General features: G+C 66.8%; 21 protein-coding genes. 10 read left to right on the top strand and 11 right to left on the bottom strand.

From position 1 onward, the window contains the following. Positions 1-140 precede the first annotated feature (140 nt). The 4 genes from VT03_RS30685 (at position 141) to VT03_RS30670 (ending at position 4,005) form a co-directional block, all read left to right on the top strand. The gene (locus tag VT03_RS30685; protein WP_075096523.1) at positions 141-1,070 is read left to right on the top strand and encodes a YybH family protein; all 930 of its coding nucleotides are present in this window, start codon (positions 141-143) and stop codon (positions 1,068-1,070) included. Between the two features lie 149 nt (positions 1,071-1,219). Further along, positions 1,220-2,737, top strand: a complete 1,518-nt coding sequence (locus VT03_RS33930; RefSeq protein WP_156514876.1) for a hypothetical protein — start codon at positions 1,220-1,222, stop codon at positions 2,735-2,737. A gap of 474 nt (positions 2,738-3,211) precedes the next feature. Beyond that, a complete protein-coding gene (locus VT03_RS30675; RefSeq protein WP_075096521.1) occupies positions 3,212-3,757 on the top strand; it encodes a hypothetical protein in 546 nt (181 codons plus the stop codon). Then, complete coding sequence (locus VT03_RS30670; protein ID WP_075096520.1) at positions 3,742-4,005, top strand: hypothetical protein; 264 nt, start codon at positions 3,742-3,744, stop codon at positions 4,003-4,005. Before VT03_RS30675 ends, VT03_RS30670 begins: the two co-directional genes overlap by 16 nt. A gap of 150 nt (positions 4,006-4,155) precedes the next feature. Here the strand turns inward: VT03_RS30670 and VT03_RS30665 are convergent, their stop codons facing one another. The 3 genes from VT03_RS30665 to VT03_RS30655 all read right to left on the bottom strand — a co-directional run bounded on the left by VT03_RS30665 (position 4,156) and on the right by VT03_RS30655 (position 9,904). After that, positions 4,156-5,928 carry a TolC family protein gene (locus VT03_RS30665; protein WP_197489129.1) on the bottom strand — a complete coding sequence of 591 codons (1,773 nt, stop codon included), beginning with the start codon at positions 5,926-5,928 and terminating at the stop codon, positions 4,156-4,158. 243 nt (positions 5,929-6,171) lie between these two features. Beyond that, positions 6,172-7,662: an HlyD family secretion protein gene (locus VT03_RS30660; RefSeq protein ID WP_156514875.1), complete on the bottom strand. Its 1,491-nt coding sequence runs from the start codon at positions 7,660-7,662 to the stop codon at positions 6,172-6,174. Continuing rightward, positions 7,655-9,904 carry a peptidase domain-containing ABC transporter gene (locus VT03_RS30655; RefSeq protein ID WP_075096518.1) on the bottom strand — a complete coding sequence of 750 codons (2,250 nt, stop codon included), beginning with the start codon at positions 9,902-9,904 and terminating at the stop codon, positions 7,655-7,657. Before VT03_RS30655 ends, VT03_RS30660 begins: the two co-directional genes overlap by 8 nt. A gap of 814 nt (positions 9,905-10,718) precedes the next feature. Here VT03_RS30655 and VT03_RS30650 point away from each other — a divergent pair. Further along, entirely contained in the window at positions 10,719-12,293 is a 1,575-nt protein-coding gene (locus tag VT03_RS30650; protein WP_075096517.1) for a hypothetical protein, read from the top strand. 152 nt (positions 12,294-12,445) lie between these two features. Here VT03_RS30650 and VT03_RS30645 read toward each other — a convergent pair whose 3' ends face one another. The 3 genes from VT03_RS30645 to VT03_RS30635 form a co-directional block, all read right to left on the bottom strand. Beyond that, the gene (locus VT03_RS30645) at positions 12,446-13,102 is read right to left on the bottom strand and encodes an SOS response-associated peptidase (RefSeq protein ID WP_075096516.1); all 657 of its coding nucleotides are present in this window, start codon (positions 13,100-13,102) and stop codon (positions 12,446-12,448) included. A 309-nt stretch (positions 13,103-13,411) separates the two neighbouring features. Continuing rightward, positions 13,412-14,242 carry a DUF6585 family protein gene (locus VT03_RS30640; protein ID WP_075096515.1) on the bottom strand — a complete coding sequence of 277 codons (831 nt, stop codon included), beginning with the start codon at positions 14,240-14,242 and terminating at the stop codon, positions 13,412-13,414. A 186-nt stretch (positions 14,243-14,428) separates the two neighbouring features. After that, positions 14,429-15,283 (bottom strand): GNAT family N-acetyltransferase, encoded by an 855-nt coding sequence (locus tag VT03_RS30635; RefSeq protein ID WP_075096514.1) that lies wholly within the window; start codon positions 15,281-15,283, stop codon positions 14,429-14,431. 460 nt (positions 15,284-15,743) lie between these two features. Here VT03_RS30635 and VT03_RS30630 point away from each other — a divergent pair, with 460 nt between their 5' ends. The 3 genes from VT03_RS30630 (at position 15,744) to VT03_RS30620 (ending at position 20,827) form a co-directional block, all read left to right on the top strand. Continuing rightward, positions 15,744-17,279, top strand: coding sequence for an OprO/OprP family phosphate-selective porin (locus VT03_RS30630; protein ID WP_075096513.1), 1,536 nt, complete (start codon positions 15,744-15,746; stop codon positions 17,277-17,279). A gap of 374 nt (positions 17,280-17,653) precedes the next feature. After that, positions 17,654-19,849, top strand: a complete 2,196-nt coding sequence (locus VT03_RS30625) for a carbamoyltransferase (RefSeq protein ID WP_075096512.1) — start codon at positions 17,654-17,656, stop codon at positions 19,847-19,849. 576 nt (positions 19,850-20,425) lie between these two features. Further along, the gene (locus tag VT03_RS30620) at positions 20,426-20,827 is read left to right on the top strand and encodes a hypothetical protein (RefSeq protein ID WP_075096511.1); all 402 of its coding nucleotides are present in this window, start codon (positions 20,426-20,428) and stop codon (positions 20,825-20,827) included. A gap of 182 nt (positions 20,828-21,009) precedes the next feature. Here VT03_RS30620 and VT03_RS30615 read toward each other — a convergent pair whose 3' ends face one another. After that, positions 21,010-21,795, bottom strand: coding sequence for a hypothetical protein (locus VT03_RS30615; RefSeq protein WP_075096510.1), 786 nt, complete (start codon positions 21,793-21,795; stop codon positions 21,010-21,012). 205 nt (positions 21,796-22,000) lie between these two features. Next, positions 22,001-22,627: a hypothetical protein gene (locus VT03_RS30610; protein WP_156514873.1), complete on the bottom strand. Its 627-nt coding sequence runs from the start codon at positions 22,625-22,627 to the stop codon at positions 22,001-22,003. 397 nt (positions 22,628-23,024) lie between these two features. Here VT03_RS30610 and VT03_RS30605 point away from each other — a divergent pair, with 397 nt between their 5' ends. Next, positions 23,025-23,807 carry a hypothetical protein gene (locus VT03_RS30605; protein WP_156514872.1) on the top strand — a complete coding sequence of 261 codons (783 nt, stop codon included), beginning with the start codon at positions 23,025-23,027 and terminating at the stop codon, positions 23,805-23,807. Positions 23,808-24,099: 292 nt separating this feature from the next. On the opposite strand, the gene VT03_RS34445 is transcribed toward VT03_RS30605, so the two are convergent. After that, positions 24,100-24,282, bottom strand: coding sequence for a hypothetical protein (locus VT03_RS34445; protein ID WP_197489128.1), 183 nt, complete (start codon positions 24,280-24,282; stop codon positions 24,100-24,102). A gap of 201 nt (positions 24,283-24,483) precedes the next feature. On the opposite strand from VT03_RS34445, the gene VT03_RS34440 reads away from it, so the two are divergent. Next, positions 24,484-25,428 carry a hypothetical protein gene (locus VT03_RS34440; protein ID WP_197489127.1) on the top strand — a complete coding sequence of 315 codons (945 nt, stop codon included), beginning with the start codon at positions 24,484-24,486 and terminating at the stop codon, positions 25,426-25,428. 107 nt (positions 25,429-25,535) lie between these two features. Here VT03_RS34440 and VT03_RS30595 read toward each other — a convergent pair whose 3' ends face one another. Then, entirely contained in the window at positions 25,536-26,099 is a 564-nt protein-coding gene (locus VT03_RS30595; RefSeq protein ID WP_082846658.1) for an SUKH-3 domain-containing protein, read from the bottom strand. Next, positions 26,099-26,617: a hypothetical protein gene (locus tag VT03_RS30590; protein ID WP_075096505.1), complete on the bottom strand. Its 519-nt coding sequence runs from the start codon at positions 26,615-26,617 to the stop codon at positions 26,099-26,101. Before VT03_RS30590 ends, VT03_RS30595 begins: the two co-directional genes overlap by 1 nt. Between the last annotated feature and the right edge of the window lie 27 nt (positions 26,618-26,644).

The following is a 26,644-nucleotide window of genomic DNA, read 5'->3' as shown; positions in this document are numbered from 1 at the left end:
CCGTCATCGGGCGGGCGCGATGGAATCGCGTCCGATTCTTCAACGGCTGCCCTTTCCCAGTCCCCGCTGGTCCTGTTCTCGACCGCGCAACATACGGCCCCCGTCCGCGCGGCCGCTCTTTCGTGCTGGAGTCGCACCCCATGATCCGCCTCACCCTGTCCCTCACACTGATCGCCCTCATCACACCGGCCATCACCCACGCCCAGGAACCAAAACCTCAGCCCGCCGCGGCCGCCAACGCCCCCGCGGCAGAATCCCGACCCGCCGACCGACAGGCGATCCGCGACACCATGGCCTCCTTCGTCAAAGCCTTCCAGGCCCGCGACGCCAAAGCCCTCGCGAACCACTGGACGACCGAAGGAGAACACGCCACCGTCCGCGGCCTGACGGTCCACGGCCGACCCGCCCTCGAAACCGGCTTCACCGAGTTCTTCGCGGCCACCCCCGAACTCACCGCCGAAATCCAACCCGAATCCCTGAGGTTCCTCTCCAGCGCCGCCGCGATCGAACAGGGAACAGTCACGATCCGCAAAGGAGCCGCCGAGGCCGCGACCAAGGCCCGCTACGAAGCCCTCCTGGTCCAGGAAGAGAACCAGTGGCGCATCGCCAGCCTCAGTGAATCCGCCGAAGAAGGGGTCTTGATCGCTGACCTCGACTGGCTGATTGGTGAATGGAAGTCGACCGTCGGCGGAGGAGCCGAGATCCACACCCGCTACGCCTGGGACGCCAACAAGAAATTCATCGACGTGACGTTCCGCCTTCAGGAAGGGGACCGCACCCTCACCGGACGCCAGGTGATCGGCATCGATCCCGCCACCGGAAAGCTGCACTCCTGGACCTTTGAAGCCAACGGCGGCGTCGGTGAAGCGGACTGGAGCCCCGACGGCCACGACTGGATCCTCTCCGCGGCCGGCTCGCTTCCAAACGGGGCGACGCTGGAGGAGACCAACATCCTGCGGCGGGTGAACGCCGACACCCTCACCTGGCAGTCGACGAACCGCCTCCTCAACGGCAACGAAATCGCCGATCTGGCCCCGGTCAAGGTGACCCGGATTCCGGCCGCCAAGTAGCAGGCCGAGCGCAACCCCAGAGACATCATCGAGCCTGGTCCGGTCGGCGGGGACAGCCCGCCGCTCCGGAGATTCATCCGATCGACCTCGACACATCCACTCCCGTCCCGCGGACGGAAGCCCGACAAAACCGCCCCGAGAACCACATCATGCTGCTCAAAAAACTTGCCCTCCGGGCGATCGTCCTCTCGCTCCTGTTGACGCAATCCCCGGCCTTCGCCCAACGGGGCGGAGGCGGCCGGGGCGGACCGGGCGGGGGCGGGGGCGGATTCGGTGGAGGAGGACCGCAACGGGGCGGCGGCGGGGGCGGGGGCTTCGGCGGTGGTGAAGCCCGCGGAGGCGGGTTTGGCGGCGGGGCCGGCGGGGGACGCCAACCGGCCGGAGGCTTTGGCGGCGGTCTCTCGAACAAGGGGGGCGCGGGACGCGAGCCCGGCGGCGCTTCGCCCGGGGGACCGGGGCATGCGGGAGGAGCCGGTCACAGCGACTTCTCGTTTGGCGGGATCGGCGGCGGAGGAGGCGGCCCACGACCGGGCGCGGGAGGCGGCGGCCCTCGGCCCGGCATGGGCGGCAGTGGAACCGAGCGGCCGGGCGGTGGAACCGGCGGGCGGCCGGGAGCGGGCGGGGGTGCAGAGCGACCGGCCGAAAGACCGGCGGGCGGCACTCGCCCGGGTGAAGGCGGAAGCGGCGTCGAGCGCCCCGCGGGAGGGACCGGCGTCCGGCCGGGAATCGGCGGAGGGGGAACGAGCGGTGGGCCGGCTGGCGGACCGGGCTTCCGGCCGGGGATCGGCGGCGGCGGGACGGGGGTTCCCGCCGGCGGCGCCGTGGCACGGCCCGGCACGGGGGGGAATCCGGCGGGGTACCCCGGTCGTCGACCTGACAATACGGTCAACAACATCAACGCGAACAACATCAGCGGCAATCAGTTCAACAACGCCCGCGTCAACAACAACAGCATCAACGTCAACAACGTCAACAATGTCTCGGGGACGTACTACCGGTCGTCAACGGCGCTCAATGCGCAGTCGAACGCGTTCCGGGCGTCGGCGGCGGTCTATCCGACCTACAGCTCCGAGATGTGGGGGAGTCATCCGGGAGCCTGGGTCCCGAGGAACCTGACCTCGACCGCCGTTTACGGGAATCCGGGGTACGGCGCGGTCGCGACGACTCTGGGCCTGGCCGCCGCGCCGGTGGCGTACGACTACGGTGCCAACGTCGTGGCGCAGTCGAACGCGGTGTATGTCAACGGGGATGTGGCGGGCACGCCGCAGACCTATAGCCAGCAGGCGAGCGAGATCGCGGCCCTCGGGCAGTCGGACGATTTCCTGAACGTCACGTCGGCGCAGGACACGGCGTGGGTGCCGCTGGGGGTGTTTGCGGTCTGTACGGGGGACGAGACGACGTCGGACGACATCTTCCAGCTCGCGCTGAATCCCAACGGGGCGATCCGGGGGAACTATCACAACCGGAAGTCGGACCAGGTCGAGGCGATGTACGGTTCGGTCGACAAAGAGACGCAGCGGGCGGCGTGGACGATCGGGACGGACAAGTACCCGGTTTATGAGGCGGGGGTGGCGAACCTGACGAAGGACGCGACGACGATCCTGGTGCATCCAGGTGAGGGGCAGGCGCCGGTGCAGATGTCGCTGATCCGTCTGCCGTCGCCATAAGGGCGCGACGTCACTCACCTCTCCGTCCACCGGGTCCAGGGGGACCCTGGTGGGGAGTGCAGAGGGGCCTGTGTTGTTTTTCTGGCCCTTTGCCCGCCGGAGGCCTGGCCGTCGAGAGATAGCTGAAGGAGTGAGTGTCCAAGCGCGGACGACGTGCCGCATGCCCCCTCACCAACCCGCGGGGATTGCAAAGCGAGCGGTGAGTTCTCAACGCCGGTCCCACAAAGGGGACATCCGTTGTTTACCACGGTTCCTCGTGGAAGCGCCTCCGGCGGCAAGGGGGTGAGACCCCCTTGACCCCGGCTGCCGTCGCACGTTGGGTTTGAGCTATGGCCGCCGTGCCGGCCGGGACGCGGCTCACCGTGCATTCGAGCACTCAACGCACCTTGCTGGTCCAAGTGGCTGCGACTTGACCGGGGAGTGAGCGAGACTGGACACTTCCGTTCGTCGCCTCGAGGCCCCGCGGGTGCTCCGATGAAAGCCCTCCTGCTCATTCTCTTCGTGGCCATCGCGGCGGGCCAGGCCGCACCGCCGCTGTTTCGCTGGGATCCGTCAGCCATCCAGGGGCCGCGCGTCGAGGGCTTCCTTTCGGCTGGCACGCAGCAGGTGCACTTCTTCGCCGCGAAGCTTCCCATGAAGTTCGAGCCCAAGGACATCGGCCTCTTCGCCGTCGTGACGGCGGCCGAACTTGTTGACCATGACCAGACGTGCCAGGTCTTCAAGGCCGCCGCGCCGCCGAAGAGCCATCCCGGAGCCTTCACGCTGGAGCCCGGTGAAGTCGCCATCTTCGGAGCGTTCGAAATCCCCGCTCAGAAGATCGACTGGATCGCGGTGAGCAGCAGCGGCACGCAGCCGCTGTTCCAAGACTGCTTGTGGCGGGACGGGACGAAACTGCGGCTGCTTCCAGACACCGAACGCGGGAGCGACTCCACCGTGCGGGAACTCGCCCTCTCCCCGACGTCGAAGTTCAAGCTCAAAGTGATGTCGGAGCGGGGCCGCCTAACGTGGTTCGTGGACTGACGTCGTTTCCGGGTGCGTCCTCGCCCGTCGTGTTTCCGGCCGCCGAGGTGTGGTCGGACAAAGGGACGCGCGAGCTGGAGGATGCGGAGCTCATCCGGTTGCTGCCGCTCCTTCGGTCGGCGGAGCTTGTCTCGCTCTCCCGCCTGAGGGACAGCTGGAAGGGGGAGCTTTCGCTTCGCGGCCCCGAGGGGGTGAAGACCTCCTTCGAGGCCCGGGTGACGGAGAATGACCCGGGTGACGGAGAATGACCCGGGTGACATGTTCCTGTCCCGGTCAACGGACGTCGGAGTCATGACCGTCAAGGTGTCGGGTGCCGCCGAGTTCGCGGTGCGGTGATCGGCGTTGACGGGGTGTGGCGTTATGCGAAGCAGGGTGTGCTGGGCCTCGACGGCGATCTCTCACGGCACGCCGTCCTGCGCCAGGATCGCCCGGTAGTCCGCGCGGGCGTTCTGGTGCTGCTGGTGGGCTTCGATCTGCTTGAGGGCCGATTCCGCGGCGTATTGCTCCCGCAGCGTCACCTTCAGGAGGTCCGACGCCCCCAGCTCGAAGTTCTGCCGCTCGCGGGCAGCCAGGTCTTCCGCGTACTTCACCGCCAGCCGGGCCTGATGGAGCTGCTCGACGGTGGCGATCAGCGCCGCGTAGACCGCCTGCACTTCGGCCACGATCTTGTCCTCCACCATCCGCGTCTTCGCATTCACCTGGGCGATCTTCCCTTCGATCGCCTGCATCTTGCCGTAGCCCTTCCGCCGCTGGAGCGGAGCCTCGACGAAGATCGACGCCTCGGTCTCGAACTGCGACTTGTCCCGCTTGGAACTCGTCGGCGCACCGACGTCCTGCGAACCGGCCAGCACCCCGTCGACATTCGCGCGAGTGTCGTTCCGCGCCTGCTGGAAGTCGACTTCATACTTCCGCCGCGTCAGCGCCAGGGTCCGCAGCTCCGGACGGGCTCCGATCGCCAGCGTCGAGTCCACCCCCACCAGCTCGGGATCGACGACGTGCGGCTCCGGGAAACCGGGACTCTGCTCGATCGTCGGCACGAGCGGCGCGCCGGCGGCGTCGCGCGAGAAGAGCGACAGCTTGACCGCCTTCTCGCGGACCATCCGGGTCGCGACCGCCACATAGCCCCGCCGCTCCGCCACGAGACGGAGGTTGTCGGTCAGCTCCGGCGGGTCGATCAGGCCCGCTTCGACCTGACTCTCGATCCGCTCCGTGCGATCGACCGCCAGGCTCAGGACCCGCTCGGCGATCCGCAGCTTGTCGACCGCCGAGACCCAGTCCCAATAGGCGTAGGAGGCGTCCTGCACGAACGAGATGAGCTGCGACTGGATCTCGGGCTCGACGATCTGGACGTCGTACTCGGCCCGCCACAGGTTCGCCCGCCGCTCGTCGATCGAACGGTTCCGGGCAAACGGGATCACGACCCCCGCCTTGAACTCTCCGCCGTCGTTCGTCTGCCGCTCCAGGTACCACGGCTGGTAGTAGCCCCGCCCGACGCGGTATCCGGCAAAGACGTCCGCCCCGTTGTAGAGCGGCTGCAACATCCCGGCGGAGTGGCGATAGGTCTCGTAGTATCCGGTGGGGCCGGTCTCGCTGGCCGCCTTGAGCTTCAGGTCGAAGCCCCCCTGCGCGGCGATCTGGTCCCCCGCCGCGACGTTCCGGGAAAAGAACGCCGCCTGCAGCAGCGGGAACGAGGTGTAGACCCCGCCGATGACGTCATCAAGCACCAGGACGTCGGCCCGCGGCACCTCGCGGACCGGGATCTCCTCCGCGTCCTTCGCCGCAGCATCGGCGGGGGCGGGTTCGACGGGGATCGCGTCGGCCCGGTTCGGAGAAGCGTCGTCGGCTTCGTCTTCCGAAGCGGTCAGCGAGATCTCGCGGACCGCGGCAGCGGCCGGGGGGGCGGCGGCTTCGTTCCGCGGCTGGGAGCGGGCAAGACGACCGGCGACCGCGGCCGCTTCCCGACCGGACGCGGACTCCGGACGGAAGCGGGTCTCCTGGCGGGAGGCGACGGTCGACGCCGACTCGTCATCGGCATCGGAATGGGCGTCGGCGATTTCGGCCGCCCCGGCCTTCGTAGTCTCGTTCGATGTGGCGCTGGTCCGGCCGCGGGATGAGGCGCATCCCAGCGCGAGGAGCATCAGAAGAGCCGTGAGTTTGCGCGTTCTCGCCACCGGGTCCCTCCCTGGACCGTCATCGGATCGTCGGAGCCGCCGTCCGCTTCCCGGAGGCGTGCTGTCTCGTTCCCGTCTCTGCTGCCAGAGGGTTCCCGGCGAAACCACCCGCGCCACGCTCCGGTTCCTTCGTCCTCGAAGCGGGGGAGGGGCGACCTTCACCGGGGACATGGCGAAAATCTCGCCGGGTTCTCCGGCCTCGATCCGGTCAGACCGGAAAGTCTGCCGGACCGGAGCGACAGGTCATTTCGGGAGCTTCGGTCCCTTTTTGACTTTCTTGTTGTCCGTCGGTTCTTCGACGTCCACGACCGGCGGGAAGCCGTTGAGCTGCCGCCAGAACTCGTACCACAGCGGAACCTGATCGAGCAGGACCCAGGCGTTCGCCCGGACCCCCTGCCGCAGAAACCGATCGGACGGCCAGGACTGGTCGTCCGCGTCGGGGCGGACCAGAACCCGGAACTGCCCCTTCCCGTTGTCGGTCGCGTCTACCGAGATGACTTCTCCGCCGAACGTCCCGATCGCCACCGAGGGCCATCCGGCGAACTGGATCGCCGGCCACCCTTCGAACTGCAGCCGGACGTGCCGGCCGACCTGCACCAGCGGCGCGTCGTTCCCCGGCAGCCACACCTGCACCGCCCGGTCGGCGGTCTCGGGGACGATCGTGCACAGCGGATCCCCTTCCTTGATGACGCCGCTCGCCAGGCTGGGGGTGATCTGCGTCAGGATGCCGTCGAACGGCGCCCGGACCACCTGGTTGTCCTGGCGGGCGACCTTCACCTGGTACTCCAGCAGCTCCTTCTCGGTCTTGCTCAGCTCCTGCTGGACCTTGGCGATGTCCCCCTCGGCCTTGGCGATGTCCCCTTCCGCCTTCTGCAGGGTCGCGTTGGCGTAGTCGATGTCGACCTGGGCCTTCTGGGCCTTCGCCTCCCGCTCGCGGATCTTCCCTTCGAGGTCGGCCGAAGCGGACGAGACGTAGGCCTCGGCGCGGCTCACCTTGGCATTCGCCTCGTTGAACTTCCGCTCCACCTCCTGGACCTTCTGCAGCGCCAGGTTGCCGTTGGCCTGCAGCAGCCGGGAGCGTTCGAGCTCCGCCTGGAGCTGCGGCACCGCCGCCTCGTACTCGCTGAGCTGCTGCTGTTCCGCGCGGATCTTTTCCCTGGCCATCGTGACGTAGGCGTTCTGCGAGGCGATCGTCTCTTCCTTCACGACCTGATAGGCCCGTACCTGGGCCTCCAGCGCACCGACGATCGTCTCGGCCGCCACGAGCGCCCGGCGGCTCGCGTCGAGCTGCTGGCGGGAGGCGGTCACCTGGATCTCGCTGTTCCGCAACTGGTCCTGCAGGCGGCTCGCGTACGCCTCGTCCAGGTCCCGGATCTCGACGATCATCTGCCCCTTGGTGACGTGGGCGTTCTCGAAGATGTTCTCCCCCCACTCGACGATCCGGCCCTTCACCGGCGCCTCGATCACCTGGGTCCGCTCGAGCGTGGAGAACGCCACGACGTTCCCCGATCCCTTCACGGACTGCTGCCACGGCATGACGGTCATCAACACCGCCCCCAGGATCATCAGCGCGACGAGACTCCGGGCGATCCGCCGCGTCAGACGGGAGGTCCGCACGAGCTGAAGCGCGGGGAGATCGACCTCCGCCAGCGTCATCCGTGAGCGGGGCTTGGCCGCGGGGACGGGGGGAGCGGCGGTGGCGGCCGTTCGGAGCGTATGCAGGGCGTCAGGCATGGTGGCCGACCTCGGAAACCGCGTGAGAAATCGTGTCGGGAACGAGCGCCGTCCCCTGCAGGGAAAACGCCCTGGGCAGGTGCTCGGCCAGCGAGGCCCGGGCCGTGATGACGATCAGCGTCCAGTCGTGGACGGGATCGACGAGCCGCCGCAGGATCTCGAGCGCCTCGTCGTCGGGGAGCGCGTCGAGCAGGCCGTCGACGATCAGGACCCCCGGCCGGCCCGCCATCGCCCGGGCGATCAGCAGCTTCGTCCGCTGATGTCCCAGCAGGGGGAGGCCGCCGGTCGAGAGGACCGTCTCCAGGCCGTGCGGGGCGGTCAGCACGTCTTCGATGAGTCCCACTTCTTCCAGGGCGTCGTGCAGCGCCTCGGAGGGGATGTCGGTCCGGCCGACGTGGATGTTCTCCGCGATACTGCCGACGAACAGCTCGTTGTCGCGGGCGAGCGCAACCCGCCGGCGGAGCGACTCCAGCCGGATGTCCCGCAGCCCGTAACGGTTGATCGAGAGGTAGCCGGAGATCGGGGTCCGCAGGCCGAACACCACGTCTCCCAGCGGCGACTGTCCCGCCCCCTCGGTGTCGAGGACGGCCCACCGCGATCCCGCTTCAAAGTGCAGTGTCACCGGCCCGCCATGCGCGCCGGCCGCACCGCCGTGGGAATCCGCGGGGTGAACCTCGATCCTGTGCGGATCGTCTTCGGTCTCCTGTTCCGGGTGATGGTCGGCGTGCCCGGTGGCGACGCGATAGAGCCGCACCGGGAGTGCCCCTTCGGTCGGCAGGCTGAGGACCCCGCTCGCCTGCTCCATCGGCAGGTCGACGAGGTGGCCGATCTTGTCGACCGCTCCCATCAGGTCGTAGAAGCTCTCGAGGTGCTTGCCGAGCTTCGTGAAGGCGCCGACCACGACGGCCACGATCAGCTCCGCGGCAACGAGCTGCCCCAGGCTGAGCTGGCCGGAGATCACGAGCCAGCCTCCCAGCCCCAGGAGCGCCGTGCTGGCGATCGCCTGGATAGCGAGGGACACGGTGATCTGCCGCAGCAGGATCGCGAAGTGGTCCTTCCGGTCCGAGATGTACTCGTGGACGAGCCGGTCGGTCCGCATCATCGCGTAGTCCGCCCCGCCCGGATACCGGAACGCCGTCCGGCAGCCCGCCAGGTCCTCCAGCCAGGCGGTCACGCGGTACTTCGTGCGGGACTCCGCAATGGCGGTCCGGATCGCCCCCCGTCCCATAATCCAGACCGTGACGACCAGGGCCGCGACGAGCACGAGGTCAAAGCCGAGCAGCCACGGGTGGTAGAAGGCGAGGACCGCCATCCCGATCAGCATCGAGAGAACGAGCGAGATTCCATCGAGCAGGAGCGCCGCGATCGCCTTCTGGGCGATCGCCACGTCCAGGAAGCGGTTCACGGTCTCCCGTCCCTCGAGCGATCCCATGGCATCGGCGCGAAGGTTCGGGAGCCGGGCCGACAGGTCCCCCGCGACCCGGACGAACAGCCGCTGCTGCAGGATTTCCACCACCATGGTCTGCAGGACCTTCATGGCGGCCGAGAACACGAGGAACGCAAACAGGATGAGTGCCAGGACCACGACCGGCGTCAGCAGCCGGCCAAAGGCGACCGTGTTGACGAGCGCCTCGACCGCCAGCGGCGTCGCCAGCGACAGGGCCCCCGCGACGAGCGCGTAGATCAGAATCATCAGGATGTCCGGCATCTCCGGACGGAGCCACGCCCGGAGCCGGGCCTGCGGCTTCGGGTGGAAGTGCGGATCGTGGTCGCTGTGGTCGAGAAGCCGGGCCTGGACGACGACGCACACCGCGCGGTCGGCCCCCCCCTCCTTCCAAAGGGGAGCGAGGCTCCCGACGGACTCCCAGGTCGTCGTCCGGTGGTCCGGGCCGTGCGACCGGGTGACCTGCGAGGCCGGTCCGGAGCAGGCGATCCAGACATCCTGATCGACGAGCCGCGCGATGTAGGAGACGCGGCTCCGGGCGAGTTCGACGAGTTCGTTCCCGCTGCAGTCGACCGGCCGGACGGAGAGGCGGAAGTGACTGGCCGCGTCCGCCATCCAGGTCGGCCAGTCGTCGGTTCCGGAACCGGAGGCCGCGCTCCCGTCGCGAGCGTCATCGAGCAGGCGGCTCGCCTGATGGGCGTCCACGTCCACCCGCAGATCGCGGCCGATCCGCTCCAGCCAGCCGGCGAGCAGGGGGGACTCGGGCCATTTCGAATCGTGGCGGCGAGAGGCAATCATGAACACGCTCCCAGGGCTCGTTGGTGTTTCCGCCACTCGGTCCTGGGTTGGAGAGGGCAAGTCGGCGTCCGCGGCTGCGGACGTGAGGCAGTCGGCGGGACGTTCCCGGTGTCCCTAGGGCGGGGCGAGGAACCCCCCGCCACGGAGAGCCGCCGGGGGCGGATCGGCGACAACGGTGTTTTGACGCAACCTGTTACGGTGAAGTGTCTTTCGCTGTCGCCACTCTGAGACGCTGTAGGCGTGCCGGGTGGCACGCCTACGAACATTACAATTCGGACAGGTTCGTTTTACGCTTCACTCCCTCTTCGAACAAGGACAATTCGCGGCCCGAATTTCCCGATCCAGCCAAGTCGCGGCGCCTTCGGCCAAACCCCCATGCGAGACCGCCCCGCGCCGGTCAGAAGGGGATTAACCCCAACGACCGCCGCGACTTCCGGGGAGCGAACCGTTCCGGTCTCACTGCCCCGCGCTCACGCTCCGGTCTTCGCCTCCCCGGCGTGGCGCTTTTGAAAGATATGCAGGGATGCTCACGGCCAACGGGTGGCGTGAGACCGTCCGCAGGGCAGGGCCTCCGGGCGCCAGCCCCTTTTCATAGGCTCCATGGACCACCCTGTCCGAGCGTGCCGTGTGGTGCAGTCGGAGAGGATGCAGGCCAATGCACCGCGACCCCGGCACGAACGCGCGTGCGTTTCGCAAAGCCTCAATGCAACCTGCGAGACTCATCGCGACCCGCTATCCTTTGCACGATCCCAACCTTCTGCGGGAGCGGGCCATGGCTGAGCGGCGGTGGAGGTTTTGCAACGAGTCGTCGGTTTTGTCCGTCCTGACGGCGCTCATCACCATCGGGAGCTGGCTCTCCCCACGGGTCTTCGCAGAGATGCCGAAAACTGCCAAAGAGATCGGACTCGAAATCTCGCCGGAAACGACGGTCATCACCCGTCCTTTGCGGCCGGATGGCTTTCCGGATTACGTCGCCTCTCTCAATGAAACGCTCGGCCGCGGGGTCGAGCGCGACGAGAACTTCTGGGTCCTGATGTGGCAGGTGATCGGGGAAGCCCGGCGTCTTGAAAAGGAACGGGAGACGATCGAGACCGTGCTTCAGATCCGGATTCCGGAGACCCGGATTCTGAAGCGCCTGGAATATCCCGAGACCTCATCGCCAGAAGACTTCGATCAATTCGGAATGCTCGAGCGGAGAATCGCGACCACACCCTGGAGCCGGACGGACTGCCGCGAGGCCGCGCGATGGGTCGATACCAACGCGCGGGCCCTGGATCTCCTGCAGGCAGCGGCACGGCGTCCCAAGGCCTTTACGCCCCTGGTGAGCACATCCGAGCCGCCGCTGAGCGGGGCGCTCCTGATGACCATCGTGGAGTTCCGGGACGCCGTCCGGCTCACGACGACCCGCGCGATGCTGCGGCTGCAGGAAAAGGATCTCGAAGGCTCCTGGGGCGACCTCCTGACGGCCGTCCACATGGCGCGGCATCAGGAGAACGGCTGGTGTCTGATCGAATACCTCATCGGCCTGGCCTGCCGCCGACAGGCGATCGACGGACTCGCTCAATGGGTCTCCCGTGCCGACCTGACGCCCGAACAGATTGACGCCCGTTGGAAGGAGTTGGCCCCGCTCCTCAAGGTCCGCCCCGTCGCCGCTGTTCTGGAGCGCGAGCGGTTCATGGTTCCCGACGGACTCCTGGCGTGCCTTTCGGGGCGGGCCCCTTTGGGGGAGCTGATCGGCGAGTCGAGCGCCCTCGCTGCGCTGCTGGAGAGCGACGATCCCCCGATCACCCGGGCTATGAAGCAGCTCCGACGACGCCTGGACCATGCGGCAACGGAGTTGGTGTTCGCAAACTCCAACGTCAACACGACCCTCCGGACCGCCAACCAGGCCTGCCTGGACCTGGAGAACGCCTGGACTCCCGCATCACACCGCCTCCGAGCTGAGAATCTCGAAAAGCTGAAAAATCGCTACAGCCGTGAAGCGGCCTTCCGCGGGACCCCGGGGCTCTTCTTCGCCGCGTCGCTCCTCACCCATCCCGACCAGGCGAGTGAGCTCGCCGGCCGGGCCCTGGCGGCTGAGTTCGTGACAGGCGTGAGCGAAACCGAAAACGCTCAGACCACTGCGGAAGCCGCAGTGGCGACACTACGAGCGGTCTTCCTCCTGAAATCCCACATCGCCCGCGGACACGCCCTCCCCGATTCCCTGGACGTCCTCTTCCGCGACCCGGCAGAGAACATCGACCCCTTCACCGAACAACCCCTTCGATTTCGCCAGTCCGAAGAGGGCGTCATGATCTATAGCGTCGGACCGAACGGAAGGGACGACGAGGGCCAACCCGCCAACGGCATCGACGGCCCCAACGACATCGCGGCGACGCTGTGGCAGTGAATGCAGCGTGCGTTGAGTCTCCGCAACGCACCGTGGCAGCCACACGAATGCAGGAGCGTTTCGCAAAGCCTCAACGCACCCCTACGAGACTGAACCGCGGGATGCCACGAGCCGCGTCGCCTCCGATCGAACCAAGTCGCGAACAGCTCCATTCAGTCGGGCTGTGCGACTTCGGATCCGTCTCCCGTACGGTCTCCGATGAACCGCGGGACGGTTTCCATCGTCAGGCAGTCTTCCGGACACGGTCTGATGAGTTCGCCAGGGGCCTCATTGTCCGAGTCCAGCCACGCTCCGATCTCGTCCAACTCGAGGATCACGGGCATGCGGTCGTGAATCCGCTGCATGAACCCGTTTGCCTCCGTGGTCACAATCGAGCATGAGTCGATCACCTGACCGTCCTTCTCCCAATGCTCCCAGAGGCCAGCGAATGCGAGGGGTGTCTCGTCAACGCGGTGAATGCGCCACCTCTGCTTGTCCTTGGCAGTCAGCTTTTCCCACTCGTAGAAGCTGGTGGCGGGGAGGACGCAGCGACGCCGCTTGAAGGCCGAACGGAAGGATGGCTTCGTAGCGACCGTCTCTCCGCGGGCGTTGATCATCGTCGCCGCAGCCTTGGTGTCCTTGGACCAGCTCGGAATTAGTCCCCACCGGAGCAGATCCGCCTGGCGGTTCCCGTTCGGCGCCTGGCGGATGGCGACGACCTGTGTCGTCGGGCGGATATCGTGTCGGGGAACGATCTCGACCTCACGAAGCACTTGGAACGCCTCGATCAGCTGTTCTGGGGTGCCAATGAATTCGTACCGTGCACACACCAGAGCCTCCGGGATCGATGAATCAGTTTGCCACCAGCGGAGTGTACCGCAGGCGTTGAGGGGAGGGCCGCCGCACCAGCTTCGATTCTCGCGCGACGTTCATCGCGCCAAATCGGGGTGCTACGGACCACGCCTGGCTTACGGAGTCTCTCGTTGGCCTACAGTTTCCGTAATGGCTTGGAACGTTCCTCGTGGAAGCGCCTCCGGGGTCAAGGGGTGACCCCCTTGACCCCGGCTGCCGAATCACTCTGGCTTCGCTGGTGAATGATTCGCCGGCATGGACGTCATCGAGCGAGGCTGGGGGGGGGGCTAAGCCGTCTCCTCCTTCAACAAATGCTTCGGCGCCGTCCGCACCAGCAGTTCGTAAACGAGCTGGTTGTTCGGCATCTCCAGCAGATCCATCGAACACCAGTTCAAGAGCGACCCGCTCTTCCGGACCGTCAACAGGCTCGCCCCGGGACGGACCAGCAGCACCATCGCCGTCACCTCCGACCAGTCGATCTGCTTGTCCTTGTTGCTCAGCCCCTCCCGCCGGATCCCCAGGTTCCGGAAACGCAGCGTCTCACCCGCGGCCAGGGCCTCCAGCGCCGCCGGCAACTTTTCCGCCGTCACCCGCGCAATCGTCGACTGGATCAACTGCCCCCACTCCTCCACCGACTGGAAGAAGTCCACCTGCCGCCCATCCCGCGCCACAAGCCGGAACCCCTTCGCAGTCGCTGCCGGAGCCAGCAACTCGTCCACATCCTCCCAGCGAAAGACCTCCGTGCTCGCGGCGGTCTCGACCACCAGAGCGTCGGGGTAGAAGTAATAGGTCGGCCGGTCGACCACCTTCACCGGCCTCCGGATCGCCCGCCATCCGTACGCCGCCGAACCGACCGCCAGCGCCAGGCTGACCGCCCCGCCGATCGGCAGCGCCACCGCCGGACCTCCCGCCCCCCAGGCCCCGCTCCAGTACTGCTGGAACAACACTCCCGCGACCACGATGAAGAGCCCCGCCAGCACCCACGGCACGACCCGCTCCGGGTCCGAAAACTGATCGAGAGTCCGCAACCACTGGGCCGGTGGGTGAACGCTGGTCGGCTCCCCCAGCTCCTCGATCTCCACCGCCCGCTCCGCCGTCATCGGCTGCCCGTTCGCCATCGCACTCACCCCCGCGCAAAGGATGTGACGCTGTCGCCAAGTGAAACCCGCCAACCGGCCAACGCCCGCACCTTACGCGGCTACGATCTCAAACGCCACGCGCCCCGGCGGCGCTCGGACGTCGTCAACGACCGAGCGCCGCCGGTTGAGGGCGTGGCGACGGTCGCGGTGGTCCGCCCCTCATACTCAGCCGACTTCGAGCGTCGCGACCCCGAAGACCTGCGAATCGTGAATCCGGGGGGCGGGGCCGTAATACATCCGGACGCAACCAAAGACTTCCCGCATCCCGAGATCCCGCGCCAGCGAGACCGCAGCGGGATTGTTGTCCGGCAGATCGACGGTGAGCGGATCCTCGCCGGCGATCTGCCGAAAGCGCCGCAGCAGACGCTCCGCCGAGTCGCGGTCCTCCGCGAGCAGCGGGCCGACCTTCCATCCGGTCCGGCACGGCCGCAGCGTCCCGTAGCCCCGGAGGCGGTCCCCTTCGACCAACCCCAGCGACGTCGCACCGGGCTGCCGGACCCAGGCCTGGAGGAAGCGGCTCCGGTCGGCGGGGAAGCCGCGGCGGTCCAGCTCCGTGACCTGTGGCCACGGGACGCGGCTCAGCTCGACCACGTTGGCGTCGGCGGGGGGCGTTTTCCCCGCGGCGGCGGGGACCTCAAACCGACGGTGCCGGTAGTGGGCCTGGAATTCTCCTCGCTCGTAGAACGGGATCATGGCGTCGACGGCGTCGAGGCCAATCGTTGCGCCGGGCTGCATCCGGGCCAGCAGCCGGTCGCGGCGGGCGTACCACAGCTCCGTCCCGAGTTTCCGGCCGCGATGCGCCGGATCGACGAGGAACAAGCCCATGAAGCCGAACCGCTCGTCGTAGCGGATGATCGCTCCCCCTCCGGCGAGGCGGCCGTCGACCTCGAGGGCGAGGAACCCGTCGGGGTCGAGGTCCCAGAAGAGGTCGGCGTCATTCCGTCCCGGGTTCCACCCTTCGCGGCCGGCCCAGTCGACGAGGGTCCGCAGTTCGCTGTGCGTCATCCGAATCGTGGACATGCCACCAACCTCCCATCGCCGCAGAGCTCTTGCCGTCGATGGCGAGTGTGGCGTGGACTGGGCGACCTGTCAGCACCGGGGCCAGGGCAGGGGCCCTGGCAGGAAGTGCAGGGGGGCGCTGTGTTGTGTTTTTGGGCTCCTTGCTCGCCGGATGCCGTCTCGTCGAGAACTGTCGCACGCCACTCGTACCCGAGCGCGGACTCGGTGCTCAACATTACGCCTCCGTAAGTCGGCGAGCCGCGCCTTTGAACCGGGCGGCAGAAACAACCGCACAACATAAGATCGCCGGGCGGGTGTTTGTTGATTGTTAAGATCGTGCGTAGGGTGGCTCTCCATATTGAAGGGAGTTCCCCGCATGCCCGGTTCCAGCCCATTGTTCCACTGCCCGTCGTCAAAACGTGTCGGTCTGAGTTTCTGCAGATGGACTTTCGGACGAGCGGTTTCGGCAGGGGTCTGGACCGTGATTCTGTGCCTGAGCCTTGTCGACACCGCGGCCGCCCAGGAGTCGCCGGAGTCGCCGCCTGCTGTGCCGGATATCGCGGTGCCGGACGTGGCCGAACGGCTGGACCGCCTCGAGGCGACGAACCGCCGGCTTGCGGAGAAGGTCTCCGCGGTCGAGCAGGAGAACGCCCTCCTCCGCGAGCAGATCGAGGCGGCTCCTGCAGCCGCAATGACCGGTCCGCCGGCTCCCGGCGGGGCACCGGGCGCGTTCCCCGCGCTGGACTCGCAGCCGTCCGACATCCGCGGCGACGAGCCCGTGACCCGCAAGGCGGATCCCCAGGCGCTCAAGGGGGTCTTCGACGAAGGCTTCCGGTGGGAGACCGGCGACGGGGAGTACGAGCTCCAGTTCCACAACGAGACGCAGCTCGACATCCGGGCCTACGGCGATCCGCATCCCGATCCGGTCAACCAGGTCGGCTTCTATGTCCCGCGGATGCGGCTGATCTTCAACGGCCATCTGACCGAGCCGATCGAGTACAACGTCTCGATCAACAAGGGGCTCGGCAGCCTCGACCTGCTTGACGCGTACCTCAACTTCAAGACCGATGAGCGGCTTCAATTCCGCGTCGGCCGCTTCCGCGTTCCCTACACCTACGACTGGTACGCCCTGAGCAACCAGTTCCTGTCCTCACCGGAGCGGTCGGTCTTCGCGCTCAACTACGGCTATAACCGGAACTTCGCCCTGATGCTCCATGGCGAACTGCTCCAAGACGAAGTCGACTATGCCCTGGCGGTCGTCAACGGCGCGCGAAACTCGTACTTCGACGACAACGCCGACAAGGACCTGCTGGGGTACCTGAACGTCCGCCCGCTGCGGAACGTCGAGGGCTGGGAGGCGTTCCGCCACCTGAACCTGGGGGCGTCGTTCGCGTACGGCCGTCAGAATCAGTTTCCGCTGCCGATCGCCTTCCGCACGTCCGCCAGTGCGACGGAGAGTGCCGGGACGATCGAGGGGGTGCCGACGTTTCTGAGATTCGAGCCGGACGTCCTGGAGCGTGGCCTGCGCGAGCTGTGGGAAGTCCATGCCGCTTGGTACTACGAACAGCTGTCCCTGCTGGCGGCGATCGACGGGGGCTCCAACTCGTACGGCTTCGACAATACGTCCGGGAACATCCGGCTGCCGACGCAGGGGTGGCATCTGCAGGGGGGCTACTTCCTGACCGGGGAGACGGTGGAGCGGCGGACGTTCGTCGAGCCGTTGCGGCCCTTTGCGCCCGGGAGCGGGCAGCGGGGTTGCGGGGCGATCGAGCTGCAGGCCCGGTTCGATCACTTTGAGGTCGACGAGCGGGTGTTCACGGCGGGACTGGCGGATCCGGCGCGGTGGACGAACCGCGTGGAGACGGTGGACGCGGGGGTGAACTGGTATCTCAACAAGTACGTGAAGGTTCTGTTCGACTGGCAGCATTCGCAGTATCACCGTCCGGTGGCGTTTGCTCCGGGACGGACGCACCGTCACAGCGACCTGTTCTGGACGCGGTTCCAGGTCTACTTCTGAAGAGGCCAGCCCGTCTGGCGGGGACAGATGTTCATGCCGGGCTCCAAAGGCGCCAGGGCGGCCCAGGGATTTCCTGGTCGTCTCTCGACTCTGGCGGATTCCCCTGCTCGACCGCTTCCTCGCGACCCGATGCTGGTGGCAGGTCGATTTGCGACGTAAGTTGGGATCTCGTTGTTTCCGCCGTCTGCCGAGTGGCTTGGAACAAAGTAGCCCGATCACCCTTGAGCGACACGGGGCGGAACAACGTCCAGTCCGAATGAGGGACGGGCGAAAGCGTGCTGAGGCATGGGACGTGCCCGGACGTCCTGCGATCGCGTCGCGGCGGGGAGAGTCCGCCCAACCACTCCTTTCTCCTCATCGGACGGACCTCTCCCATGGGCAACATCTACGGCGGATCCGGACCCTCCCATCCCCGCTTCGGCCGGTTCGTTCAGCGGCTGGCGGAGCCGCTCTTCCGTCGCCGATTTGCCGGTTGCGGCATGCACACGGCCGGCTCGGTCGTGGCTCAGCAGGAGCTGCGGCGGCTTCAGGACCGCCTCGCGCGGGGGGAGACGTGCTACGTCGTCGGCCTGGGGGTCTCCGGGCACAACGCCGGGGTCTCGCTGGTCGAGGTGTCGCAGGCGGGCGGGATCGTGCTGATCTCGAACGACGAAGAGGAACGCTTCACGGGGACCAAGCACTGCGCCGACTACCCCGAGCGGGCGATCGGCGAGCTCGCGCGGCGGCTTGCGGATCTCGGGCTGACCCCCGCGGACGTCGCGCTCTGGACCACCAGCTGGGATTACTCGTGCTGCCCCCCCATGGCCCTCCGCGGACTCTGCGAGGAGTTCCCGCGAAGCTGGAAGCTCTGCCGGAAAGGGAGCATCCCGGACTGGGACTTCATGGAGCGCGGCTATGAAGCCCGGATGAGTCCGCGGCGGCTCTCGCGGCAACTGGGGCTCGATCCCTTCCCGCCGCTGCTCATGATGCGGCATCACGAGAACCACGCCTCCTTTGCCTACGCGGCCTCCCCCTTCGCCCGCGGCCCCGGCAAGACGATCATCACCGTCATCGACGGCTGGGGAGACGCCGGGTCGGTCTCCCACTACCTCGGCGAGAACGGGACGCTGAGTCATCTCTACAGCAACGGAAGCCTGGCGGACTCGCTGGGGGTCTTCTATTCCGTCATCAGCTCGACGCAAGGGGGGTGGACGACTCTCAGCAGCGAAGGGCGGTACATGGGAGCGGTCGCCTGGGGAGACCGGGACCGCCTGACGAACCCGTACTACCGGCGGCTGCGCGAGATCCTGCACTTCGAGTCCGAGGGGCGGGTCTTCGTCAACCGGCGGCTCGCGAACTGGCAGAACGCCGGCGCCATTGAACCGTACACCGCCGCCCTGACCGAGATGATCGGTCCGCCGATTCCCCGCGAGCGGATGTGGAACCCCGACGCGATCCTGAACGTGGAGAACGTCCAGCACTCCGAGATCACGCGGTCGCGGGTCGACCTGGCGGCCGCCACGCAGATGGTGTTTGAAGACGCCCTGTTCCACATCGTCGATCACCTCATCCGCACGACGGGGAGCGACCAGCTGGTCCTTTCGGGGGGGACCGCGCTGAACGGCCTGGTCAACATGCAGATCCTCGACCGGTACGACCACGGCTGGTACGAGCGGAATCTCAACCGCGAGACGCGGCTCCGCCTGTGGGTCCCGCCGACCCCGGGAGACGCGGGGGTGACGATCGGCGCGGCGTACAGCGCGGCGCTGCGGGCGGGAGTGCGTCCGGGACCGCCGCTGCAGCATGCGGCGTACTGCGGAGTCGCCTCCTCGTCCGATGCGATCCGGGCGGCGATCCAGGAGGATCCGGAGATCGACTTCCGTCCGCTGGGGACCATCGAAACGGCGGCCGGACGGGACCTCGTCGCCGAGTTCATGGCGTACGTGATCTCCCGGGACGGCGTGCTGGGGTTGTTCCAGGGGCCGGCCGAGACCGGCCCGCGGGCGCTGGGGCAGCGGTCGATCCTGGCGAATCCCTGCAACCCGGAGACCCTGAGCAACATCAACCTGCGGGTGAAGTTCCGGGAGCTGATCCGGCCGCTCGCGCCGATGGTGACGCTCGAGCAGGCGGAGCGGTTCTTCGAGCTGTCGCCCGGCGCGGCGGATGACGAGTACAACGCCTATCGCTACATGGTCCTGACGGCGATGGCCCGTCCGCTCGCTTACGAGAAGATTCCGGCCGTCGTCCATCGCGACGGGACCTGCCGGATTCAGATCGTGCAGGAAGGGATCCACCCGCTGGTCTATCGCTATCTGAAGGCGATGGGGCGGCTCGTCGGCGCGGAGGTCTCGGTCAATACGTCGCTCAACGTCGGCGGTCCGATCGCCCAGTCGCCGCAGCAGGCGCTCGACGCGATGAAGCGGGCCAAGGCGCTCACCGGACTGGTGATGGTGGGGGCGAACGGGGAGGCCTTTGTGACCTGGCACAACGTGCGGACCGAGCCCAAGGACGGGGGGGCTCAGCTCCTGCGATGGCTGGGAGAGTGCCAGGGCGTGCCGAGCGCCGGTGAGAGCCAGGACCGCCCGGCATGAAGGTCTCTTCGGTAAGCGGGAGAGGCGTGGCGGCCGAGTCCGGTGGCCGAACTGTACTCAGGGCACGGTGAGTGCATTCGCCGACTGATGGTCGCCTGATACTGGCCAACCGGGTCCAGGGGCACCCTGGTGGGGAGTGCAGAGGGGCAACGCCCCTTTGCCCGCCGGAGGCCTGGCCGTCGAGAGATATCTGAAGGAGTGAGTGTCCAAACGCGGACAACGTGTCGTCTGCCCCCTCACCAACCCGCCAGGATTCCAGAGCGAGCGGCGAGTCCTCATCGCCGGTTCCACAAAGGGGGCATCCGTTGCTGACCACGGTTCCTCATGGAAGTGCCTCCGGGGGCAAGGGGGCGTGGCCCCCTTGCCCCCTGGCTGCCGTGGCACGTTGGGGTTGAAGTAGCCACGTCGTGCCGGCAAGGACGCCATTCGAGCGAGGGGGACAAGCCACCATTCAGTGCCTCCCCCCAGACACAGTTCCCGGGGGCTCCGATTCCGACGCCGGCCCCGCGACCTGATATGGTGGACGGGGAGCCGCTCCGGGGGACGGGGCGGCCCACCAGCAGAGGCGCGGACAGGATGGAAGACGAGCACGTCGAACAACCCGAAGAGCAGCGGGAAGCGCAGATCGAGGAGTGCCTCGCCTATTTCCGGCGGGCGATCGCCAGCCCGGCGAGCGTCCCCCCGTGGTCGGACTGGTGGCGGGAGAACGAGCCCCTCGTGGAGCGGGTCTTTCCGCTGATGGAATACGTCCGCCTCAAGCACCGAAAACTTCTCGGCGCGCGGCAGATCCTTCAGCGGTTCGAAGAGCTGCCGAAGGACTACAGGCCCCCCAGCCCGCGCCTCACGGGCTCCTGCGGACACTGCGGGGAGCGCGTCCCGCCATCCGCCATCGGGCCGGACGGCGAGCCCGTTACCTGTCCGCACTGCGGGACCGTCTTCGCCGACTCCGAGGAATCGGGCGGTTTCTCTCCCGGATGACGTCCTCTCGCGACGAAGTGCAGACTGAGCGTGTCACTCCGTCAACGCGCCAAGAACAACGCGGAGCCGGGCGCTCCACCGGGCCACTGGACGACTTGCATCCTCAAAGACCGTTTCGCGAACACCCGTTCCGTATCGCCGGGGAGAGGGCGAGTTGACCCCGGATCGGTCCGCGGCCTGGGCTACGGAACCTGCCGGGGACTGGGCGTGTTCTTCGTCCGGCCCGTGATCAGGCCGACCTCCTCCTCCGTCCACTCCCGCGGGGAGTGGAGCCGGCCTCCCCCTCCGAAGAACACCGACGGCGAGACCTTGAACTGCGGCTGTCGCGGGAAACTGCCCGACGAAATGATCGTCAGCATGTAGATCTCCATCCCGTCGAGAGTCAGCGGCCCGTCCTTCCCGGGCCGGTCCGTCGGGATCTGGAGCGTCACCGTTCCGCGGCCCCTGCGGAGCGCCTCCTCCAGGCCGCCGATCCGGTAGAGGTGGAAGGAAAACGGCATGGCCAGATTTCCCTCGCCCGCCTGCGGCGGCAACTCGATATGGAGCTGCGCCCGGATTCCCGGGGGGGCCGGGGTGACCACTTCGAGATCGAACTTCACCTCCCGCTCGCTCGACTTCGGTGGGTCGGACCGCACGTTGGACAGCCGGATCCACGGGTCGCAGAACCGCCGCCGCAGCGGGAAACCGTAGTTGGAGCTCTCGTAAGGCACGACCGCTTCGCCGGGATGATCGCCAAAGAGCTGCTCGCGGGGCATCTCCGCCGGCGGGGGCCAGGGGGACCTGGCGATCGGCTGCAGCTCGGGAGGCCGGCTCAGGTACTGCCCGAGCGCGATCGCCCCGGCAACGATCCCTCCCAGGACCACGATCGCCGCGAGGGTCCCCGCCACGTTGCCCCCCGACGCCCCCTTCTTTTTCTTCCCCTTGGAGGTCTTCTTCTTCGTCCGGGGCCGCTCCGCAAAGTCGCTCATGCCCTGATGCCCTTCCCGCTGGAGTGAAGGCCTTATACCACGAGAACGCCGCCGAGGTCATTCCGTCGCCGGCGGCGAGGTGGCATGGACCGATCCTTTGCGCCGCCATGTTCGTGGGAGCAGGGGGCGCGAGAACTCTTCCGTGCCCGCGAAGAGCCACGGGTATGTCGCACCGTCACGCCGGGAACAGCCCGTCGGACCCGTGCTACTTCGGTTTCGATTTCCCATCGTCTCGCGGCTCGAGCGGTCGCTCTCGCTTGCGTCGGGCGGCTTCCACTTCGCGACGGTCCGCTTCGCTCTTCAACTTCACGTCCGTGAAGTACACGACGACGCCGCGGTCGCCGTTCCCCTGCAGGAGGACCCCAACCCCCGGCCCCTCCCAGAGCCTCGTCACCTCGGTGATCCGCTCGCTCGGTTCTCCGAATCGTTCCTGCAGCGCGTCCGCCACTTTGTCGGTGGCCGGAGACTGGAGAGCCGCCTGGAACAGGACTCCGTCCATGAACAGGTAACTCGATTTCGCCTCCGCGCCGGCAAACGTCGTGGCACGTCTCCAGACCTGAAATCCCCTCTCGTCTTCACCCCCCTCCGCGTCCGGATACCGCTCCCGAAACTGCGTGAACGTCATCACCCCCGGAAGCGCCCCATCCAGGGCGATGTCGGTCGCGTTCAGGCGCCGAGACTTCGGCCGGGTGACGTCCCGATTCGGGACCGCCCACGGCGCGTTCGCGGGAACAGCGACGGGCTGGGGAGGGGCAGAGGGAGCAGGAGGGGGAACGGCCTCCTGGCCGCAGCCGGCCAGGAGACAAAAGGTGAAAAGTGCGGCGCGGTTCATTTCGATTGAGGTCCTGTAGGTGTCCTGGCCGTCCTGCCGGCGGGGAGGCATTGCGTAGGCTTGTGGCGAAGTCCGGGGGAGTTCATGCCACTGCGCGACGGATCGGACTGGACGCTGACCCGGTGCATGGGAATGCACCTGACGCGACCCGCTCATGCCCTGACGCCCTTCTCGCTGGAGTGAGGACGTTATACCACGAGATCGCCGCCGCGGTCATTCTGCGCGGGGGCGGGAGGGGGCCGAGGTCGCCGAAGGTTCCCCACCGCCTGGAAGGCGATCCCCTTGCGCGAGACAATCGCGGGGTGGAGACAGCGCAAAGCTACGGGCGCGTCACCCCACCCGACGGCGAGACGAAGTTCGACGCGACGACCACCCCCATTCCGGATCGAGGTGCCCCATGCCGACGGATCGCCTGGCTGCTGGCCTTGTGCTCCTCCTGTCGCTCTCTTCGCCGTGCGACGCTCAGCTCCCGGATGAAGGGAAACCGGCCCCGTCCGCCGGAACTCAAAGCTCTCCCGGCAGGATGACGAAGTCCATCAAAGAGACCTGGAAGGACATCAAGGTCGAACTGCTTCGTCCGGGCCGGCCAGGGCCGGAGACGGTGAACGCCAGGCGGGCGATCTACGAACTGGATGACGAGGGGCGATCGACGACGATTCCCGTCGTGGCCCTCGTCGCACCCGCATCCGGAACTTCGTGGGTGGGACCGGAACAGGATCTCTATCTGGAGACCGAGACCGGGATCGTTGGCTTTCACGTCCTGGGAGGGAGCCTCATCTGGTGCGAGAGCCTCTTGACCAGCCCCGGGCGCGGCGGCGGGGGCAGGGGAGTAAAGGGCGCGCAGAAAGAGGCCCCTGAGATCGCGGCGGACTTCGAACGGAACGTCACGGGGACCGACCTGCGGAATGCGATCCACCCCGTCGATCGCAAGGATCGGGAAGCGACGGTGACGCGGCTGCGACCCGCCATCAAGAACCCGTGGATGTTCACCAACGGCCCATTGAGTTCCCAGGGGGGCACGCCAAAGATCGTGCGGGCTGAGCTGGCCGGGAAGAAAGTCCTGCTGGAGCTGACGGATCAGACGGGGGAGTTCCAGGCCACCGTGTGGGTCGACATCGAGACGCGGAAGGTAACGAAAGTCGAAGAGGGCCCCTGGGAGACTTTTCCAAAGCGACTTTGAAGCCGCCGGTCCCGTTCCGTCGCGTCACGACTCGTTCGAGGCGTGAGCCCGGAGCTCCGGCTGCCTCCTCGGAATATGTTCGCCAGGAGTTGACGTGCCGCATCGCTCGAAAAGACCGTCGGTCGCTCCAGCCATCGGTATGGTGGCCGCCTGCATCGTCGTGTTGATTCTGGCCTGGCAAGGGCTGTCGAAGACGTCCGAAAGCGGACCAGCCGAGTTGTCTCGGGCGCCGGACGTCCGCTCGCCGTCACAGGGACATCCCGCTGTTCTGTCTGTTGGAGATGCCAGGAGCTCAAAACCCGCCGCAGACGATCAGTCGGATCGAAACTGCCTGTTGAGATATTCGCTCCTGCCCCTTCCATTGGAGACAGGAGGCGGCTTCACACTGGGGATCGGCATCGACGAGGACGCGGCAGACTTCCCAGAGACCGAGGACGTCCGCGCGGTGTACGGGCAGGGCCTGTGCGCGGACCATTGGAACAGGATCCGGAGTCTCCCGCGGCTGGAATCCCTGGAGCACGATGGAGACGTCACGAACGAAGACCTCGCTTGCCTCGATTCGTTACTGGAACTGGAGGTCTTGAGGCTCTTTTCGGGCGTCCATCGCTCAAGTCCCACAACGTGGCCCGATCGTCGACCGCCATTCTCCGCGGCAGCGCTGAAGCCGCTCGGGCAGATGAAACCGCTTCGAGAGCTGTCTCTCTCCAGCGACCTCCTGACCGACGACGGGATGGACGTCCTGGCGACAGCGCCCGGCCTGCTCTCGCTGAAGCTCGACGGAGCCTTCACCAACGAGACGCTGCGGCACATCGGCCAGCTGCGGGACCTGCGGAGACTGTCGCTGGCGGGAGACTTTGATGACGAGGGGCTCCGTCTGCTGACGCGGCTGGTGAATCTGGAGGCTCTGGAACTCCACTCGAGACATCTTCGCGGGCCGGGCCTGGCCCATCTGGCTGCGTTGCCGCGGCTCGGCTGCCTGCGGATCGCTCAGGCAGCCCCCGAGCTCTCCCTGAGCGAACTGGCAAGTTGTCCGGTCCTGCAGGTTCTCGATCTCGGCTCCGCAGGCGTGACAGATGACATTCTCTCGACGCTCCCGTCGCTACCGCACCTGCAATCCTTGTCGATCGATGAGAACCTCGTGAGCGATCAGGGGCTCAGCGTACTCCCTCGTCTCCCCAATCTGACGGAACTGAACCTCCGCCGCACTCTGGTCACGGACGCCGGCCTCGAGGCAATCGCAAAACAGGAACCGCTCCAGCGACGCCTCCGCATTCTCTGTCTCGGTGAAAGGAATGTGTACAACGCTCCGCCAACACTGACTCAGCCCGGACTGGCTCACCTCTCAAGTCTGCACCAGCTTGAGGCTCTCGATCTGAGGTGCGTCAACCTGGTCGGGGTGGACATGCGGGTTCTCGCCCCCCCGTCGCTGCGGCGGCTGAATGCGGCGGGGCTGATGCAGGATCCACGGAACGACACATTGCAGCAGCTGTTCCCACGACTCCCGCTCCTCAGTCGCGACGTCAACGCGCGGATCGTGATTCGTGCCGAACTCTGCCGGGAAGCGGAGATGCTGGAGTACGACTTCCTGTCGGATCGTCTGAAGATCGAATTGCCGATGTAGGGGCACAAGCCCATTGCCTGGATCGGTCTCGCGGTCTTCGGAGACCTCCCCGACGTGCGCCCCAACCGGCCCGCCGGATCAGCAAAGACTGTTCACGACATCTCCGTTCAGCGGGGACTTCGGCCGTCAAGGATGTTCTGTATACCTTCTTCGAAAGAGGAGCCCATGAGACGGAGGCTATCATAAAAGGTGAACACCTTTCCTTCTTCGTCGATGACTACGAGCCCGTGGTCACAGTGGCAATATCCAAGTGGACAGAACAGTTTCCCATTGGCAGCGCACAACTCCTCCATTTCGCTGGCAGAATCGTAAACTGGCCATGAGTCGAATTTGATATCGCTCGCCGCACAATCCACTCCCGCGCCGCTTGTTCCGATTTGTAAGCCGTCAAATTGAATCAGGATTGACCTTGCTAGAGGAAACAGGATCGGCGAGTTCTTGATGAAGTCATACAGAGGGACGTAGCGGTGCTCACTCCATCCGGCGTTGCGAAGCATGTCGAGAGTCTGCTCATTAAAGACTCGCACGGTGATGCGCCTCCACGTGTGCTGATGATGTTGTCGCCCCGGCGCCTCACCTCTGCAGTTGTTCCAAATACCGCTTAACGAAGGCTTCGCTTTCTGGACGAACGTCGACGTCCTTGCAGTAGGTGACGCACTTGTCTTCAACATCAAACCCGCCCCAGCCGTATCCCCCGTCTACGGCCGCAACGAACACTACCCCCCCGAGTCGAGGGTTTCGCCTCAGGGATCACGGTTGCCTCAAGAGCGATCATCGGCGCCGCCGAGCCATCCTCATTGGAGACAACAAGAGCTTCGAGGCGTCTTTGGGCGAGGTTGTAGCGATACACTTGCCCCTTGCTGGTGTAGACGTGCTCGGCGACCGTTTCGACGGATGCGTCGTCCTGCTTCAGGGTGAGGCCGGGCAAGGCGATCCACTTGCAGCGACGCGTCTCCCACTTAAGCGCCAGCTCGGTGACGGGCGGTTGTTGAAAGCACTTCAGCGTCGGTCGGGCCGCGGGCTCTTGCGCGGCCGCGCTGGTGCAGACCAGGCAAACGAACACGCTCCACGTGTTGTAAGAACACATCAGCCACCCTCCTACCGGCTTGATCGCTTCCTCGGAGAAGAGACGTAAACCTTGATCGGTCTGTTTGTAGTCGACGCTTGGGACAGTCACCAGCAGCGGCACGGTGGATGGGGCGGAGGACCGGCACGG

The sequence above is a fragment of the Planctomyces sp. SH-PL14 genome, from assembly GCF_001610835.1.
Classification (GTDB): Bacteria; Planctomycetota; Planctomycetia; order Planctomycetales; family Planctomycetaceae; genus Planctomyces_A.
Note: the sequence above shows the minus strand (reverse complement) of the source record. Positions and strands in the feature narration are given on the sequence as shown.